We start from the raw sequence: 16,695 nt of genomic DNA, 5'->3' as shown, positions 1-16,695 counted from the left end.
GGTCAGCCGGTCAGTCGGCAGCCCATGAGTAGAAGTTCCGCGCCATTGCGTCCCGTGGACTTTTCCAGGTTGCCGGGTCGTACGCTGTGATGTGTTTCCCCAGTTTCGCGTTGACGTCCACGAACAGTGGATGTTCACGAAACGAGGGCAGCGCGTGGCTGACATCGTCAGCCGCCTCGATCAGATGGAAATACAGTCCGTGAAAGCTGAACAGATCGCGGCGGACGACGCCTAGCAGACGAGGCAGCTGGCCGTTGTCCGACTCCTGGAAGATGTCGGCGACAGCGGTTTCATCGCTGGTTTCCATGCGAGCGACGATAAGGGTCCGGTGCGTCATCGGGAAGGTCCGGGAACAGCTGGGCGGACCTGGCTGTAGAACACTGACACGCATGCTCCCTAGCTGTACTTGGAAGAACTCGGACGAGCGTGCGCGACATCGGTGTCGCATTGACGCCGGCATGTGCTGACGATATGCCAGAACCGCTGGTAGACGCCTGTTTTATGCTTTGATCAGCGGCTGCTCCCAGCTGCCTTCGATGATCTGATGACGCGGGTCCAGCGGACCGCGAAGCGATCTGTTGCATCCGCCCTTGCTGTACCGCGATAAGCCCCCGGAAGCCAGTCCCGACCTGGCCTTTGCCCCCGTAGCAGCATGCTTTATTTGTTCCGCCTGTGTCTCGAAATTGATCTGGCAGGAACATGTAGTGGCAACTTGATGCCAAGTATGGCCTCCAGTGTGCCGGTTCTGTTATAGCCAACCCCGCTCCGCCGCGAGGATGCCGGCCTGGAACCGGCTGCGGGCGTCCATCCGGCGCATCAGGTCAGCGATCATCCGGCGCACTGTCCGGACCGACACACCAAGATGGCGGGCGGCGGCCTCGTCCTTGGCGCCGAGGCTCAACAGCCGCAGGAGCACACGCTCGGATTCCGTCGGCTCCTCCGGTTCGGCGGAATCGTGATCGTCTGTGTCGCGGTTCGCTGGATCGCCACCGGCTGGATCGCCACCGGAGATCGTGCCGAGCGCGTTGCGGCCGGCCTCCAGCGGTTCGGCGAACTTCCACAAGTGGTCGAACAACATCACGGCCAGATTGGTCAGCGCCGGCTCGCGCAGCAGCAGCGCATGGCTGTCGTATGGATCCAGCGTCAGCAAGACGAGAGCGATCTGGCGGTCGACGATGGCAAAATCCGCTGGTGAGGCGTCGATCACACGTAGATCCAGGCCGTGTGCGGCTATGTTACGGATGCGTGCGGCGGTCATGCCGCCCGAACGCGTCCCGCGGGAGTAGATGCCGCGCATGGTGATTCCACGCTCCAGCGCACCTCGGACAGCTTGTGTGCTCGTAGCTGTGAGGGGCGGTTCCCGCCCGGGCTGGGTGTGCAGCATCAGTACTTCCCGTTCCGCCCGGGCCAGCAGTTCCCGCGCCTTGATCGCGACGGCGTCGGCGCCGTCCAAACGCTCCACCGCCTCCCCGTGCCCCCCGATCTGACGCCCCTGTAGGTAGTCGGCGACCAGCGTGTTCACCTGCAGGCGCGCGCGGATGAGCTGTTCCTGCCGATGGATGAGCTGATCATGTTGCTGGCGCAGCAGCTGTTCCAGGGGGACCTCGGGATGCACCGCGACGAGGCGGCCCGGATGCTCTCGGGACATCACCAGCAGCGAGAGCTCGATGAGCCTGTCGCGGGCCCGCGTGATAATGCTCGTGGGAAGCCTGAGGGTCAGGCTTACGTCCTCGGTGGTCAGGTCCTCTTGGCGTAGCCACAGCCGGTAGGCCGCGAGAGCGACGTCATCAAGGCCGAGAAGATCAAGCACTTTCCTCTCCCGCGCCGGCTAGTCGACGTGGGCGCTGGCCTCGGACAACAGACCCCGCTGTCGGGTCTCGGTTGCCACCACATCCAGGGCGTGGCGGACCAGCGCGATCAGGGCCTGCCGGACGGATTCCCGCCGACGGGCGTCGCAGAACACGATGGGTCGCCGAGCGTCGATGTCGAGAGCGTTGCGGACGTCGTCGAGGGTGTACGCCTTTGAGCCGTCGAACTGGTTGACCGCTACCAGGAACGGGATATCGCGTTCCTCGAAATAGTCGACCGCCGGGAACGAGTCCGAGAGCCGGCGGGTGTCCACGAGCACGATGGCGCCGATGGCGCCGAGGACCAGCTCATCCCACATGAACCAGAAGCGGTCCTGACCGGGCGTGCCGAACAGGTACAGAATCACGCTGTCGAGCAGGGTGATCCGGCCGAAGTCCATGGCAACCGTGGTCGTGGTCTTGGCACTGACCTGGGACGTGTCGTCGATACCGAGGCTCGCGGAGGTCAGCGCCGCTTCGGTGGTGAGCGGGGGTATTTCGCTGACGGCGCCCACAAAGGTCGTTTTTCCGGCGCCGAATCCACCGGCAATTATTATCTTAACCGGATTGAGTGCGGAGCCGGTGGTATTTGTTCTAGAGGGTCTGAAGTCCATCGAGCACCTTCTCCATCAGCGCTACGTCGGGACGCTCGGTCGGTCGGGTTGGGCGGGTGACGTGTACGAGACCAGCGTCGATCATGTCGCCGACGAGGACGCGTGCCACGCCGACCGGAAGGCTGAGCTGGGCGGAGATCTCCGCGATCGACTGGATGTGCTGACAGAGCAGCACGATGTCCTGCTGCTCGGGATCGAGGTTCCGAAGCATTGCCCGTCCGTGCGCTGTCGTCGACACCAGAGCTACGAGCTCCAGCGCGCGATTGGCCGCCGGCCGCGTTCGGCCGCCGGTGACGGCGTAGGGGCGGACGACCGGACCTGCGTCCTCGTCGTACCACTCCTCGTCCACGGGTCCTCCTGATCAGGGCGTGGGGTCAGGTCCCCGCTGGTCTCCGGCGACGCGACAGAGCGAGAATCGCGTCGCCTTCAACCGGGCGGGCGCTCAGCGCGGTAGTGCCGCCTGCATCTCGGCACGTAGCTCGGGGGTCAGGAACTCGCCGACACGGATGACCAGCAGGGCCATCTCGTATGCGATCAGACCGATATCCGACCCAGGCGTGCTGAGGATGGCCAGACACGACCCGTCGCCGACGGCCGTGACGAACAGGAAGCCCTGTTCCATCTCGACGATTGTCTGGCGGACATTGCCGCCGCGGAAGAACCGCCCGGCCCCCCGGGCCAGGCTGTTGAATCCCGAGGCGACCGCGGCCAGCTGGTCGGCGGTGGTCCGGTCCATACCGTTCGACGTGGCCAGCAGGAGACCATCCGATGACAGCACAATCGCGTAGGTGACCTCCGGTACTTTCCGCGTGAGATTGTTCAACAGCCAGCTCATGTTTTCAGCCGGGCCGATATGGCGCATCACATCACCTTCCTGGCGTCATCGCCGTTCGGGTTAGGTCCTTCTTGCAGGCCGCGGCCGAAGTTGGACTGGAAGGAGGACATCATGTTCCGGATTTCCTCCGGTGATCGTTGCCCGACAAGGAGCGGCGGGGCCGTGGGTTCGTTGGCGGGTGTTCCCCTGAGCTCGGGAGCCAGACTTGCCCGTCGCCTCCGCTTCGGCAGGCCCGCGTCCGTTGTCGGTGGTGTGGCGGGTGGCAGCTCCGATGCGGGTGCTGACGCCGCCACCTGCGGAAAGGATGTTGTCTGGGATGGTGCCGCTGGCAGGGGGAAGCGTGGGCTGGGTGGGCTGGCTGGGCTGGGTGGGAAGGGCGAAGCCGGCGGGACCGGCCGGGATTCGGGCGCATGGGCCCGCTCGGGCAGGCCGTTGTCAGTGAACGCCGCGGTGGTCCAACGTGTTGAGGTATCGGCCGGTTCCTCCCAGCGACTGGTCGGTCCGGTCTGGTGGCCATCATTGCCCGGCGGCTGGCCCCACCGGTTCGATGGGTCAAGCAGCTCGGCCGGGGTATCCGGAGCTTCGGTCCAGGCATCGGACGCGGGTTGTGGGTCCGGCCGCGTCCATGGCCCAGAGTGCTCGCCGTTCTTACCGTTGTCGGAGCTCCCGACTCCGTTCCGCTCGGCGACGAACCAGCTTGAACGGATCGTGGCGAACACGGGCAGATCGTCCATGAGCGGCCGGTCATCGCCGTCGCCGTTGCTGGACGCGGCCGGCGCGCCCACCGGCATCAGTTCGCCGAACTCGCTGGGTTCGGCGGAGCCGCCGAGCGAGTCCGTGAACGAGCCGGCGGAGACCGCTCCGGAGGTCTCTTCGTAGATTGCCAGGTTCTGCTGGCCGGCGGTCGCGTCGATCTCGCGCAGCAGCGCCGCTGGGAGCAGGACGATGGCGAGGGTTCCGCCATACGGTGACGGCCGCAGCCGGACCTGGATGCTGTGCCGCTGGGCGAGCCGGCCGACGACGAACAGGCCGAGTCGTTCACTGGTCTGGAGGTCGAATGGTGGCGGGTTGCCCAGCCGCTCGTTGACCTCGTTGTACTCCTCGTCGGTCATGCCGAGGCCGCGGTCTTCGACCTCGACCACGCAGCCGTTGGAGACCTCGTGGCCGGAGACGTGGACGGGAGTGTGCGGCGGGGAGAAGGAAGTGGCGTTCTCGATCAGTTCGGCGAGCATGTGGATCACGTCACCGACCGCGTGGCCGCCGACGGCGGAACCCGAGATCGGCAGCACCTTGACGCGGGTGTAGTCCTCCACCTCGGCGACGGCTCCGCGGACGACGTCCTTGAGCGGGACCGGCCGGCGCCAGCCGCGGGCTGGTTTCGATCCGGACAGCACGATGAGGTCCTCGGCGTGGCGCCGCATGCGTGTCGCGAGGTGGTCGAGCCGGAACAGCTCCGCCAGCTCGTCCGGGTCGGTCTCCTTGCGTTCCAGCCCGTCGATGACCTTGAGCTGGCGATGGATGAGAGCCTGGCTGCGGCGAGCGAGGTTGAGGAACGTGTCGCCGATGCTCTTGCGCATCGCCGCCTGTTCGACAGCGGTGCGCACAGCCACCTGATGGACGGTGGTGAAGGCATCGGCCACCTGGCCGATCTCGTCCTTGGTCCGGCTCGCGGTGGGGAACGCCTCGTTGTCGATGTTTACCTGTTCCCCTTGGTGGAGCCGTTCCACGACATCTGGCAGGCTCTTGTTCGCGACCTCCAGGGCGGCTCCCCGCAGGCGCCGGAGGTGGCGGATCATCGGGCTCGCCACGAACAGCGAAATGCTGATCGACACGGCGAGAACCAGCGCGACGGTGACACCGCCGAGCCAGGCGCCACGGGTCGCGGTCGAGGCGATCGCGTTGCTCCGGTTCCGCAGGTCGGTCGAGAGCTGGTTTTCCACCTCGACCATCCGGGCGAGCTTGTCGTCAGCCGCGGTGAGCCACGCCTGTGGGTCGATGGTGATGGGCTGGTTCATCTGGGCCGCGAACACCGTGCCGTCACGCATCCGGGTCACGCCGTCCACGGCCGGGCCGACCGTCTTGTCGTAGCTGTCCTGCTGCCGCTGGGAAGCGGTGGTGCGGAACTGCGTGATCCAGGCATCCTCCGCGCCGCCATTCGCCTGGATCAGCTTGACGACCCCGACGTTGCTCTGGTGGAGGAACAGGATCACGGCCACGTAGCCGCGCTGGAGAGCGGCGGCCTCCTTCGCCCGCGTCATGCTGCTCAGGCTCGCGGCCATGTTGATGAGTTCCGAGTTGTCGGACCCAAGACCAACCTGGGCGACGACGGTCAGCAGATCCGTGATTCCTCGGGTGTAGAAGGTGACGTTTTTGTCACGGTCAGTCTGCCCCAGGTCGATCGACTGCCGGTGGGCGGCAAGCTGATCGAGCTGGTTGCGGGTGGCTTCCAGCACGGGTCGCAGATTCTTGCTTGCGCTGCTGGGAAGCTCCGCGACGTCGGTTCGGTACGTCTCCAGGGCCGCGTCGGTCGGGATCCGGGTGGCTCGCACGTCGTCCAAGCCGACCCGAAATCCGCTCCCGACATACGTGCCCGCTGCGTTGCGTTCCTTCTGGAGGGCATCAGCGAGATCGTTGACCTTGATTGAGAAACCCGCGAGGGTCCGGATCCGATCGCTTGCGCTGACACTCTCAAGGTTCGTCCGGACCTGGATGGCGCTGAAAACTGTCAGCGCCATCAGCGGAAGGATGAGAATGGCGACCAGCTTGGAGCGGATTGGCCAGTTCTGGAGCATCCGATCCTCTCGTCCGACGCCGTGTCTTGGCGCCTCGTTGGGGCGAGCGTTCTTGTAGAGCCTTCGTGCCCCGGCCCTGCCACGGCCCGGGGCGAAAACCGTAACCCTTCGGTCTCCCCCCGTGGGCGAGACGACTCTACCCGGGTGATTAGTCCAGGTTCGGAGGGGGTACACCCAACAGGTTCGGCTGCGGGTTGGCTGGGTCAGCCTAAGGCCGACAATGGATCATTGGCACGAACAGCCAATTCTGTGATGAATTGTTGGGTATCTCCTTGCGCCGGCAATGGCGCCACGCGTCCGTTTGCGTGGTTCTGGTTGTCTCGTGAGCAAGGAGTGGCATCCACGGGGATATTCCCAATAGTTCCACATGTAACAGACTCTATTTGGCGGCCGATGGGCGCCTGGCGGGCGGTTGCTGCGTGCCTGGGGAGAGCTTTGCCGGACCGTGGTCGCGGCCGTTGGGGAATTTGGTGCCAGCGGTGCTGTATCGAAAAGGCGTGCATCCGAGCGGGTCGGTGAGCTGCTAAAAGTTTCATGATCGTAATCTGCTCTGCCGTGCCCGCGGGATCACCGGGTGGTCCCGAAGGGATCTGAATTGTGTCCCGTACTTGTCTTCGAGGGATGAGATGACAGGAAGGGAAATGGGCACTGATTGCCGGATTTATGTTGATCGTACGGCGATCGGTAAATATTTAGTTAACATATTGTATTTGTTGGCAGGCCGAACTGTTGACGGTAGGGAAATGCTGTTTCCAGCCGCTCGGATGGTGTTTCCGTTGAGTTGTGAAAAGCGTCCGGGCGGGCTACGCGCGGGGTCGAATGAGTCGAATGATCAGTGGGAGCCGGTGCGAAGGACCGCGTAGGTGCCGGTGGACAGCGCCCTGACCCCATCCGCCGACCGGACCAGGGGATAGACGGCGAAGTGGTAGACCAGTCCGTTGTCGGGCGCGCGCAGGTGCCAGCCGCCTCTGATTTCCAGGCTGGCGTTGGTGACCTTCGCGCTCCGGGCGGCCGGATCGTCCGGCCCGGTGGGCATCGTGTCATGGCGCCACAGCACCCTGGCTTCGGTGATGCCAGGTGGCATCTGGAACGTCAGGACGATCTCGTTGCCGCGGTCGACGGCATGCAGCGCACGGATAGGCCCGGTGGGCAGGTGGTGGGTTGAGCGGCCGACGACCGCTCTGTTGCCGGCGACACTGACCGGGGTGTATACGACCGGCCCGCCGGCAGCGGCCACGGTGAGACGTCCACGCCGGCTTGAGCCGGCCAGGTGCGCGTGCCCGTCCAGCGAGTCCACGGGCAGTTCTTCGTCGACAGCGCCGAACGGGCCTGTCGCGAGGAGCGGATCAGCCGGGGTGGGGCCGCCGTCAGGCGGCTGGTCCGCCGGGCGTTCGGGTAAGCCGGCGGGCACCTCGGTGACGTAGATCCGCACCAGCGCGCCGGGAACGGTCGTCCACCGCAGGGTGGTCACCGCGCCATCGCCGTCCGCCTCCAGATCGAGGACCGGACGCGGCCTGGCGATCACTTTCACGACCACGTCCACGCCCGCGGTATGGGCCAGGGCGCCGAGCGGATCCGGGTAGGACACCCGTACCCGATAGCGATAGGTGGCCCCGGTCTGCGCGTCATGGTCGACATAGCGGCCGCCGGCGGCGCGGACCCGACGGGTGGCCCCGTGAAACGGCGACGACTCGTCAAAGGTCCGCTCGATCAGTACGTCGTCGTATCCTGCCGCGAGAGTCCAGGACAGGGCGACGCCGTCACCGTCCATGCGGGCGCGCAGCGCCGTGACATCTGGGGCGATCACCAGTGGCTGGGTGCGGGCCGGCGTCGAGCGCTGGCCGCCGGCCGCCGACATCACCTCGTGCCAGACCGTCACGCCGTGGGGAACACCCGCGTCGGACAGCTCGGTGGAGGCGGTCATGCCGAGGCTGCGTTCGGACCGTCCACTCGGTGCGGCCGGGTCCGCCACCACGCGCAGGACGCGGAAGGAGAGCGGGCCGGACGACGTCGGCGCGCTCCACCGCAGGACCACCGCTCCGTTCTCCTGCGTGGCGGTCAGATTGGACGGCGGTGCGAGCGCGCCGGGCGCATCGTCTTGATCATCAGGGGCTGTCTGGGAGCCGCGGGTGGTCGGCGCGATCTCCGGTGCTGTGACCTCGGGCGTCGTGCTCCCAGGGGCGCTGCCGAAGGCGTAGCGCGGGCCGACGTCGTCACGGCTGACGACCCGCGGGCGTCCGCCGGGCTGGCGGCCTGGTGGCGGGGCAGCCGGCGGGCGTGCCGCGGCGATGCCGATCAGGAGCCCGTACATCTGGCGGGACGTCAGGCGGGTGCGCGGATCCTTGTCGAGCAGGCCGGTGAGAACATCGTCCAGCGGGCCCGCCCGGTATGTCTGTGCGGGGGGCTGGAACAGGATCGCCGCCACCATCGCGGCGAAGGTCTCCCGGTAGAACGGCGGCTTCCCCTCCACAGCGAAGTAGAGGGTCGCGCCGAGGCCGAACATGTCCGCCTCAGGCGTTGCCGGGTCACCGTTCAGGCGTTCCGGTGACATGTAGGACGGCGTCCCGAGCACGCCGGTGACGGTGAGAGCTGAGTCGCTGTCCCGGGTCGCGATGCCGAAGTCGGTCAGGACCACCCTGCCGTCGGTTCCGATCAGCACGTTCGAGGGCTTCACATCGCGGTGCAGAATCCCGAACGCGTGCGCGGCGGCCAGCGCGTCGCCGATCGCGATCCCGATACGGGCAACCTCCGCGACGGACAGCGGACCGTGATCGCGGACCAGCTGGAACAGTGACTGGGACGGCACCAGCTCCATGACGATCCATGGCAGACCATCCTCGACGATCACATCGAGGATGGTCACGACATGCGGATGGCCACGCAGCCTCGCGGCGTGTCTGGCCTCCCGGAGAGCTCTTTCCACCCGGTCGGCCCGCTCGAACGGATCAGGAGCGTCGCCGAGGTCGACCTCTTTGAGAGCAGCCTCGGTCAGCAGCACCTCGTCAAAGGCGCGCCACACCGTGCCCATCCCACCGGTGCCGAGCCGTTCGATGAGCCGGTACCGGCCAGCCACGATGCGGCTGGCCTCTGGAGCGGCAGCCACGTCGTCCCCTCCGCGGTGTTTGTTACGCCGAGTTGTCCCAGTGCAGCATGCCACCTGGATTGTGCGTTCGCGCCGGCCGCGTCGTCACGCTTTCGGCGGCGCCGGCCGCACGGTAGCGCCGGGAGAGCGGACCATGTGGCCGGCCGGCCCGCACCGGGCGGCAGGACTGGGCCGCGGCGAGGGTCACAACGACAGGGAGGCAGGCGAGAAGCAGCCAGACAAGCCAGCCGCCCGATGGTGACCAGGCGGGGCGGGGCACGAACCAGAGGGGTCCGTCCATGCCGACCGCGTACCGGTGGCTGTTGGCGCCCCACGCGACGAACTGGCCGGCCGCGGTCATGACGATGATGCCGACCGCCACCGTGGCCGCATGGCCGCAAAGGCGCTCGGGCAGCCGGACGGCGAGCACCTCCGCCGCCAGCAGGGGCAGCATGACCAGCACAGGCAGGATGTACCGGCCCTGCATGCCAAAACCGTTCTGGATGAACACGGCCGCCGCGAGCAGTTCGTAGCTGGCCATGACCACCGCGAGGCTGCCCGCGAGCAGCGCACGATCGCGCCGCCGGCCGACCGCGAAGGCGGCGAGGAGGAGCCCCGCCACCAGCAGTCCCCACAGCCAGTACACGGCGTCCGGGATGGGGACGGACTGCCAGCCGAAGACCCCGACAGCCTGGCGGGCGGACTCCGGGGCCAGCTCGACGGCGGCCGCGAGACCGCGGCCGAGGCGGTCCCACAGGACAGGGGTCCGTAGCGACAGGCTCTGCGTCCACAGCGCTGTCGCGGCGATTCCCACCGCGGTGACCGTCACTGCCGCGATCGAGGGCCGGCCGGCCGCGCGCAGCCGCAGCAGCGCCGCGCGCCCGCCGGCACGGCCGATCCCGACAGCGATCGCGAAGGCCACCCACAGGGGTGCCAGCGGACGGCTCAGCGCGGTGATGCCCAGAACGGCGCCAGCGATCAACCAGGTCCGGGCCGTGGGATGTTCGGCACGGGACAGGCGCAGCGCCGCCGCGGTGGATGCGATCGCTCCGGTGACCTCGGCGCCACTGGTACCCACCTGCGAGCTGAGAAAGATGACCATCGGGGTGGCGGCGAGGGCGTACCCGGCCAGCAGCAGGGTCTGCCGGGCGCGTTGCCCGGCTGGTGCTTGCCCGGCTGGTGGCTGCCCGCCCAGCAGCAGCCACAGCCCGGCGCCGAGCAGCCCGGCCGAGATGAGGGTGGAACCCAGCCGCGCAAGGAGGTACCCGGAGTGCACCGACCAGGCGGCCCGGGTGAGAACTCCCGCGGGTAGGTACAGCCAGGGTGGATACGCGCCGACGATGCTGTTGACCCGCCCGTCCGGAACAGCTGCCGGCAGGCGAAGGCACGCCGCCGACACGTCCGGGTGCAGGGCGGTGCACGGAGGATTCGTCGTGTCCCGGAGGTCAGCTGGCAGCAGGAAACTCCGGTAGGCGTTCCGGACCTGGCGCAGCGAGTCATCGCTGAATGCCCGCGTCGCTTGTATCTCCGCGAACGGGACAGCGTCGCCGAGGATCTGTCCGTGTCCCGCCGCCACGGCCTTCGCGTAATGGCTCGGCTCGTCCGGGGCGGTTCCCAGCGGATTGGTCAGCGCCCACAGCAGCATCCAGCAGGTCAGCGCACTGAGAAGGAGCACCGGCGCACGGCTCACCCGGGCGCCGGGCAACCGCGGTCTCCTCATCCGTGCTTACCGCCGCCTGGGAAGGTTCTTGCTGACAACATGTGGAGATCCTCCCGCCGCGACGTCCCGGCAGCCCGTCGCACGGGGCCACAGTAGTCTCCCTGCCGCGTCACCGGTCTGATGCCGGCTGAGGCGGGTTCAGGGATTGACAGGCTGTGGCCGCCAGCTGGTCACCAGGAGCGCGGCGGCGCCCGCGAGGCCGACGCCGGTCGAGATCGCGAAGCCGGCCCAGCCGACTCCACCCAGGCCGATCGCGTGGTCGAGCGAGGCCTTGCCCGGACCGGCGGTAGCGATGGCGACCGCGATCACGGCGATCATCAGAACGTACTCGTAACCCTCACGGAACACGAAGAATCCGTGCGGCCTGTGCGCGACCACTCCCGCGACCGTCATGAGACCGACCGCGGCCGAGGCCGCCAGCGGGGTGAGGAAGCCGGCGGCGAGGCCGATGCCCGCCGCGAACTCGAACAGCACTGACATCCAGGCCTGCACGAGTGGGGGACGCAGGCCCATGGAGCCATACCAGCCGGCCGCGCCGGCTATCCGGCCGCCACCGAACAGGTGGTTCCATCCGTGGGCGACCAGGGTGAGCCCAACGCACAGGCGAATCAGGAGGATGGCTGTATCTACATGGGTCATTTCATGCTCCCGAGGAAGAACTGGTGGATCGGTGCCGGGTACCGCGGCGCTGCGTGCCAGCCGGGCCTCGGGCCTCTCGGACCTCGGACGTAGCAGGGCTGGGGCACGCACCTTGCGTCATCGCTCCCCTTGGTCCACGCCCCTGTTGCCAGGCGTTCTACGTCCAAGATGCTTCGATGATGGCTGAATGAACTATACGATGAGTTGGTGAGCAGACGACCCGCCGACATCGACGCGACTGGCCACGTCCGGGTGCCCAAGACTGCCGAGTTGGTAGCGGCTGCCCTGCGTCGGCAGATTATTCGTGGTGATCTTCGAGAAGGTGACGGCCTCCCCAACGAGGCGTCCCTGATGGCGAGGTTCGATGTCTCGCGACCGACGCTGCGTGAGGCTTTCCGGGTGCTGGAGTCCGAGGGCCTGATCGGTGTGCGGCGGGGCGCTCACGGCGGGGCACGGGTGCATGTTCCCAACGGCGATGTGGCGGCACGTTTTGTGGGGCTGGTCCTCCAGCACGACAACGTGACGGTCGCCGACGTGCTGGAAGCCCGTTCGGTGATTGAGCCACCGGCCGCTCGGCTGCTGGCGGCGCGGCGGCGGCGGCGGGATGTCGAGGCGCTCACGGCGCATCTCGATTGCGATGAAGAACGCCTGACCGGCCCGGAAAGCCTGATTCCAGCGCACACCGACTTCCACGAGACAATGGTGGAGCTGGCCGGCAACCAGACCCTGGCGGTCCTGACGAGAATGTTGCATCACCTGGTCACCGGAGTGGCCATGGCGCACCGGGCCGCGCTGCCCTCCGGTAGCGGGGCGGAGTCCCATGAGGACGATCTTGCCCTGCGTGCGCACCGGCGGCTGGTTGATCTGATCGCGACTGGCGACGCCACCGGGGCGGAGCTTTTCTGGCGGCGTCATCTGGTGGAGACCAATCAGCTTGTCCTGGCGCATTTTGATGAGGCCAGCGTGCTTGACGTGCTCGGCTGAGGCTGCCATCCCGCTCTCCTGCCGGGCCGCTGGCGGGAACCGCGGCGGGCCGGATGGTCGTGGCCCGTCGGCCTGGCCGCCCACTATCGGGCCGATGGCGTGGCCGGTGCGCTGGTCTCGCGAAGCAGGGGCGCGAGTCTGGTGCACACGATGTCGACGTGGCGGGCCACGAGGTCCGCCGGCATTCCGCCGAGCGAGGCCCACAGGTACACGGTGTCGACCGGTGCGTCGCCGACGAAGGCCCGGATACCGCTCGCGACCTCCTCGGGCGTGCCGTAGTGGAAGTAGTCGATCGGGCTCTTGGACGCCTCGCGGGCCCGGACGCGGTCGGGGTCGACCGGCCGTGGCGTCGGGGCGCCGGTTCCCTCCACCATGTGCCGGCGGTAGGAGTCGAGCTGGTAGGCGAGGTACCCGCCGATGACCGGCCAGTCGCGTTCCGGGTCGTCACTGACCCAGCCCTGGATGCCGCCAGCCATGCGGGCGGTCTCGGGGGCGTGCCCGGCTTCCGCGAGCCCCTTGCGGTACGGCTCGGCGATCGGGCCGAAGGCCGACAGCAGGTTCTCACCGAGCAGACCGGCCCGCCGGGCGCCCTGGGGGCCCAGGTAACCGAGCCAGATGGGCAGCCGTTCCTGGACGGGGCGCGGGGTCACCCGGCCCTCGGCCCAGATCTGCCGCAGCTCACGGACCCGCCGGTCGGTGGCACCGTAGCGCTTCGCCGGATCGGCGCCGAACAGCTCGAACTCCGGTATCCGGTAGCCCGCGCCGAGGCCGAGGTCAAGGCGGCCGCCACTGATGATGTCCACCACCGCGGCCTGTTCGGCGATCTCGACCGCCGCGTGCAGCGGGGCGATCATGATGCCGGTACCGATGCGTACCCGGCTCGTCCGGGCCGCGATGGCCGCCGCGAAGGTCAGCGGTTGCGGAAGGTAGTCGTCATCGAACAGATGGTGTTCGGTCACCCAGATCGAGTCCGCGCCCAGCCGCTCCGCCTCCTGGCACATCTCCAGGGTGAAACCGTACAGGCGGGTTGGGTCCTGGCGGCGTTCCGGCGGGTTGCGGAGGTCGAAGTAGAGGCCGACCTGCATGCTCGTCTCCTTCGTCCGGACGGTGCGGGCGCGTCGTGAAGGTCTGGCCGCCTCGCTAATAAATAAGGTAGACAATACAGATGAGGCATCTTCATGTCCTCGGGTGCGTCCGGGTGCGGCGTGCCGCCTGTCGGCTGGCCGGGGAGGTTCTGTGAAGATCGATACGACGCTTCCGAAGGACATCGATGTCGTTCATCGCAACGCGCGGGAAGCCGAGGCCGCGGGCTATGACGGCCTGTGGCTGGGCGAGACGCGGCACGATCCGTTCCTGCTGTCGCTGCGGGCGTGCGACGCCACCGGCGACCTGACGGTCGGGACCTCTATCGCGATCGCCTTCGCCCGGACACCGATGACGCTGGCGAACGTGGGTTTCGACCTTGCTCGTTACTCCCGGGGGCGGTTCGTCCTCGGGCTGGGCTCCCAGGTCAAGCCGCACATCGAGCGGCGTTTCTCGATGCCGTGGTCACGGCCGGCCGCCCGGATGCGTGAGTTTGTGCTCGCGATGCGCGCCATCTGGGACACCTGGCAGAACGGAACGCCGCTGTCGTTCACGGGCGAGTTCTACACGCACACTCTCATGACGCCGTTCTTCTCCCCGGAGGCGCACGAGTGGGGCGCGCCGCCGGTGTACCTCGCGGCCGTCGGCGAGATGATGACCGAGGTGGCCGCCGAAGTGGCTGACGGCATGTTCTTCCATGCGTTCTCGACGCCGCGGTACCTGCGTGAGGTCACGCTCCCGGCGCTGGAGCGGGGCCGGGCGAAGATCGGCCGGACGCTGTCGGACTTCGTCTTGGCTGGCCCGGCGTTCGCGACGGTGGGCCGCAACGAGGCGGAGCTCGCGACGGCCATCGCCGGCACGAAGAAGCAGATCGCCTTCTACGCCTCCACGCCCGCCTACCGCGGGGTCCTCGACCTGCACGGCTGGGGCGACCTGCAGACCGAGCTGACCCGCATGAGCAAGCAGAACCGCTGGTCGGAGATGGGTGATCTGATCGACGACGAGATCCTGCGGACGTTCTCCGTCGTCGGTTCGCCCACGGAGGTCGGCAAGGGCCTGCGGGAACGGTACGGCGATGTCGCCACTCGCATCACCTGCTATGCGACCTATGAGAGCGACCCGGCCATGTGGCCGGAGGTCCTCGACGCCATCCGCGGCTGAGCGCTCCTGCCGGCGCGGGGGCTGGCCCAACCGTCGGTAGTGGCCGTCAGGTAACCGATCAGGGAGAGAAATGAGCATTCTGGACGGCAAGGTCGCCATCGTGACCGGGTCGGGGCGCGGTCTCGGCCGCGCGCACGCGCTGCTGCTCGCGAGCCAGGGCGCCCGGATCGTCGTCAACGACCCGGGCGTGGCCTGGGACGGTGCCGGCAAGGACGAGGGACGGCCCGCGCAGCAGGTCGTGGACGAGATCGTCGCCGCGGGTGGCGAGGCGGTCGCGAACTTCGACAGCGTCGCGGACTGGAAGGGCGCCGACGGGCTCGTCCAGCAGGCTGTGGACACCTTCGGCGGCCTGGACGTCCTCGTCAACAACGCCGGGTTCGTCCGCGACAAGATGTTCTTCAACCTCGACGAGGACGACTGGGACTCCGTCATCGAGGTGCACCTCAAGGGCCATTTCGCCCCGGCCCGGTTCGCGGCCCGGTACTGGCGGGCCCGCGCGAAGGCCGGCGAGGAGGTCTACGGCCGAATCATCAACACCACCAGTGAGTCGGGCCTCGTCGGCAACTTCGGGCAGGCCAACTACGCGGCCGCGAAGGCCGGGATCAGCGCGCTCACCGTCGTGATGGCCCGCGAGCTGGCCCGGATCGGTGTGACGGCCAACGCGATCGCGCCCCGGGCGCGCACCCGCATGACGACCCAGACCTTCGCAGGCTATGGGCAGGTGGCGGAGGGCAGCTTCGACGACCGGGCGCCCGAGCACGTCAGCCCGCTGGTCGGCTGGCTGGCCAGCCCGGCCGCGGCCGACATCACCGGCCAGATCTTCCACGTCTACGGCTCGGTCGTCTCGGTCTTCCGCGGCTGGGAGATCGCTGCCACCATCGACGCGGGCGAGCGGGCCTGGACAACCGAGGAACTGGTGGCCGAGGGGCCGCGGCTGTTCGTGAACCACGATCCGGGACTGCCCCCGACCCTGCCCGGGGTCGCGGCGAAGGACTGAGCTCTCCCGTCGTCGCCCGCCCCGCCCCATCGCCTGACGGGCGGGGCGGGCAGTCACAGCTGATGGTCAACTCGAAGGGGAGCGCGGTGTCGGACGACCTGATCCTTTGCGCAACTGACAGTGACGGTGTCGCGACCGTGACGTTCAACCGTCCGGACCGCAGGAACGGCTGGTCACCCGAGCTGGAGGCGGCCTACTTCAGCCAGCTCGACCTGCTCGACCACGATCCGGACGTCCGTGCGGTCGTGCTCACCGGCGCGGGCACCACCTTCTGCCCCGGGCTGGACACCAGCCGCCTCAACAGCAGCGCAGGCAAGGGACTCGATCTGTCCGGGCGCCCGCCACAGTACCGGCCGCGGACCCTGCGCAAGCCGCTCGTCGCCGCTGTCAACGGGGGATGCGCCGGTATCGGGCTCGTCCAGGCGCTCATGTGTGACGTCCGCTTCGCCGCCCGCGGCGCGAAGTTCTCCACGGCGTTCGCCCGTCGTGGGCTCGCGGCCGAGTACGGCCTGAGCTGGGTCCTGCCCCGCTACGTCGGGCTGGAGAACGCGCTGGACCTGCTGCTGTCGGCCCGGACGTTCGACGCGGACGAAGCCCTCCGGCTCGGGCTGGTCAGCCGGGTGGCCGAACGCGACGACGTGCTCGCGCAGGCCCAGGCCTACGCGGGTGAGCTGGCCCGCAACTGTGCGCCGACGGCGATGGCCGCCATCCGCCATCAGGTCTATGGCGATCTCGAGGTGGGCCTGGACGAGGCACTGCGCAGGTCGTTCCGGGTGATGGAGGTGACCAACGGGGCGGGCGACTTCGCCGAGGGAGTCGGGAGTTTCCTGGAGCGTCGTCCGCCGCGGTTCGCTCCGCTGGCCGACGACTTCGACCCGAGCGCGCTGCTCGGTGCCCCCGTGCCCGGCGGCCACCTGGCGGCTGACGACGTCCTCGGCTGA

The 16,695-nt window shown here is 68.1% G+C and carries 14 protein-coding genes; 4 read left to right on the top strand and 10 right to left on the bottom strand.

Annotated elements, in window-relative coordinates; translation table 11 throughout:
- Positions 1-10 precede the first annotated feature (10 nt).
- The 9 genes from MJ785_RS05540 to MJ785_RS05500 form a co-directional block, all read right to left on the bottom strand.
- On the bottom strand, positions 11-337 hold the full coding sequence (locus tag MJ785_RS05540; protein ID WP_239374868.1) for a TcmI family type II polyketide cyclase: 327 nt from the start codon (positions 335-337) through the stop codon (positions 11-13).
- Positions 338-748: 411 nt separating this feature from the next.
- Positions 749-1,810 (bottom strand): LuxR C-terminal-related transcriptional regulator, encoded by a 1,062-nt coding sequence (locus MJ785_RS05535; RefSeq protein ID WP_239380132.1) that lies wholly within the window; start codon positions 1,808-1,810, stop codon positions 749-751.
- An 18-nt stretch (positions 1,811-1,828) separates the two neighbouring features.
- Entirely contained in the window at positions 1,829-2,461 is a 633-nt protein-coding gene (locus MJ785_RS05530) for an ATP/GTP-binding protein (RefSeq protein ID WP_239310371.1), read from the bottom strand.
- Positions 2,442-2,810, bottom strand: a complete 369-nt coding sequence (locus MJ785_RS05525) for a DUF742 domain-containing protein (protein WP_239310372.1) — start codon at positions 2,808-2,810, stop codon at positions 2,442-2,444. The genes MJ785_RS05530 and MJ785_RS05525 overlap by 20 nt, the downstream gene beginning before the upstream one ends.
- A gap of 93 nt (positions 2,811-2,903) precedes the next feature.
- Positions 2,904-3,323 carry a roadblock/LC7 domain-containing protein gene (locus tag MJ785_RS05520; protein ID WP_239310387.1) on the bottom strand — a complete coding sequence of 140 codons (420 nt, stop codon included), beginning with the start codon at positions 3,321-3,323 and terminating at the stop codon, positions 2,904-2,906.
- On the bottom strand, positions 3,323-6,088 hold the full coding sequence (locus MJ785_RS05515; RefSeq protein WP_239380131.1) for a sensor histidine kinase: 2,766 nt from the start codon (positions 6,086-6,088) through the stop codon (positions 3,323-3,325). The genes MJ785_RS05520 and MJ785_RS05515 overlap by 1 nt, the downstream gene beginning before the upstream one ends.
- An 832-nt stretch (positions 6,089-6,920) precedes the next feature.
- Positions 6,921-9,191, bottom strand: a complete 2,271-nt coding sequence (locus MJ785_RS05510) for a protein kinase (protein ID WP_370651599.1) — start codon at positions 9,189-9,191, stop codon at positions 6,921-6,923.
- A 22-nt stretch (positions 9,192-9,213) separates the two neighbouring features.
- Positions 9,214-10,890, bottom strand: a complete 1,677-nt coding sequence (locus MJ785_RS05505) for a DUF2142 domain-containing protein (RefSeq protein WP_239380130.1) — start codon at positions 10,888-10,890, stop codon at positions 9,214-9,216.
- A gap of 138 nt (positions 10,891-11,028) precedes the next feature.
- The gene (locus tag MJ785_RS05500; RefSeq protein ID WP_239310375.1) at positions 11,029-11,529 is read right to left on the bottom strand and encodes a DoxX family protein; all 501 of its coding nucleotides are present in this window, start codon (positions 11,527-11,529) and stop codon (positions 11,029-11,031) included.
- Positions 11,530-11,736: 207 nt separating this feature from the next.
- On the opposite strand from MJ785_RS05500, the gene MJ785_RS05495 reads away from it, so the two are divergent.
- Positions 11,737-12,513: a FadR/GntR family transcriptional regulator gene (locus tag MJ785_RS05495; protein WP_239310376.1), complete on the top strand. Its 777-nt coding sequence runs from the start codon at positions 11,737-11,739 to the stop codon at positions 12,511-12,513.
- Between the two features lie 83 nt (positions 12,514-12,596).
- On the opposite strand, the gene MJ785_RS05490 is transcribed toward MJ785_RS05495, so the two are convergent.
- Positions 12,597-13,598: an LLM class flavin-dependent oxidoreductase gene (locus MJ785_RS05490; RefSeq protein WP_239310377.1), complete on the bottom strand. Its 1,002-nt coding sequence runs from the start codon at positions 13,596-13,598 to the stop codon at positions 12,597-12,599.
- A gap of 151 nt (positions 13,599-13,749) precedes the next feature.
- Here MJ785_RS05490 and MJ785_RS05485 point away from each other — a divergent pair, with 151 nt between their 5' ends.
- The 3 genes from MJ785_RS05485 (at position 13,750) to MJ785_RS05475 (ending at position 16,695) form a co-directional block, all read left to right on the top strand.
- Entirely contained in the window at positions 13,750-14,757 is a 1,008-nt protein-coding gene (locus MJ785_RS05485; RefSeq protein ID WP_239310378.1) for an LLM class F420-dependent oxidoreductase, read from the top strand.
- Between the two features lie 70 nt (positions 14,758-14,827).
- Positions 14,828-15,754 (top strand): SDR family oxidoreductase, encoded by a 927-nt coding sequence (locus MJ785_RS05480; RefSeq protein WP_239310379.1) that lies wholly within the window; start codon positions 14,828-14,830, stop codon positions 15,752-15,754.
- A 62-nt stretch (positions 15,755-15,816) separates the two neighbouring features.
- Entirely contained in the window at positions 15,817-16,695 is an 879-nt protein-coding gene (locus MJ785_RS05475) for an enoyl-CoA hydratase-related protein (protein ID WP_370651600.1), read from the top strand.

It is taken from the genome of Protofrankia sp. CiT1 (genome assembly GCF_917627335.1).
Lineage (GTDB): Bacteria > Actinomycetota > Actinomycetes > Frankiales > Frankiaceae > Protofrankia.
Note: the sequence above shows the minus strand (reverse complement) of the source record. Positions and strands in the feature narration are given on the sequence as shown.

What these genes read in the sequence shown, in the direction of transcription:
- MJ785_RS05530 (WP_239310371.1), bottom strand. Translation starts at nt 2,461, where the DNA reads ATGGACTTCAGACCCTCTAGAACAAATACCACCGGCTCCGCACTCAAT.
- MJ785_RS05500 (WP_239310375.1), bottom strand. Translation starts at nt 11,529, where the DNA reads ATGACCCATGTAGATACAGCCATCCTCCTGATTCGCCTGTGCGTTGGG.
- MJ785_RS05540 (WP_239374868.1), bottom strand. Translation starts at nt 337, where the DNA reads ATGACGCACCGGACCCTTATCGTCGCTCGCATGGAAACCAGCGATGAA.
- MJ785_RS05490 (WP_239310377.1), bottom strand. Translation starts at nt 13,598, where the DNA reads ATGCAGGTCGGCCTCTACTTCGACCTCCGCAACCCGCCGGAACGCCGC.
- MJ785_RS05480 (WP_239310379.1), top strand. Translation starts at nt 14,828, where the DNA reads ATGAGCATTCTGGACGGCAAGGTCGCCATCGTGACCGGGTCGGGGCGC.
- MJ785_RS05475 (WP_370651600.1), top strand. Translation starts at nt 15,817, where the DNA reads ATGGTCAACTCGAAGGGGAGCGCGGTGTCGGACGACCTGATCCTTTGC.
- MJ785_RS05520 (WP_239310387.1), bottom strand. Translation starts at nt 3,323, where the DNA reads ATGCGCCATATCGGCCCGGCTGAAAACATGAGCTGGCTGTTGAACAAT.
- MJ785_RS05515 (WP_239380131.1), bottom strand. Translation starts at nt 6,088, where the DNA reads ATGCTCCAGAACTGGCCAATCCGCTCCAAGCTGGTCGCCATTCTCATC.
- MJ785_RS05505 (WP_239380130.1), bottom strand. Translation starts at nt 10,890, where the DNA reads ATGAGGAGACCGCGGTTGCCCGGCGCCCGGGTGAGCCGTGCGCCGGTG.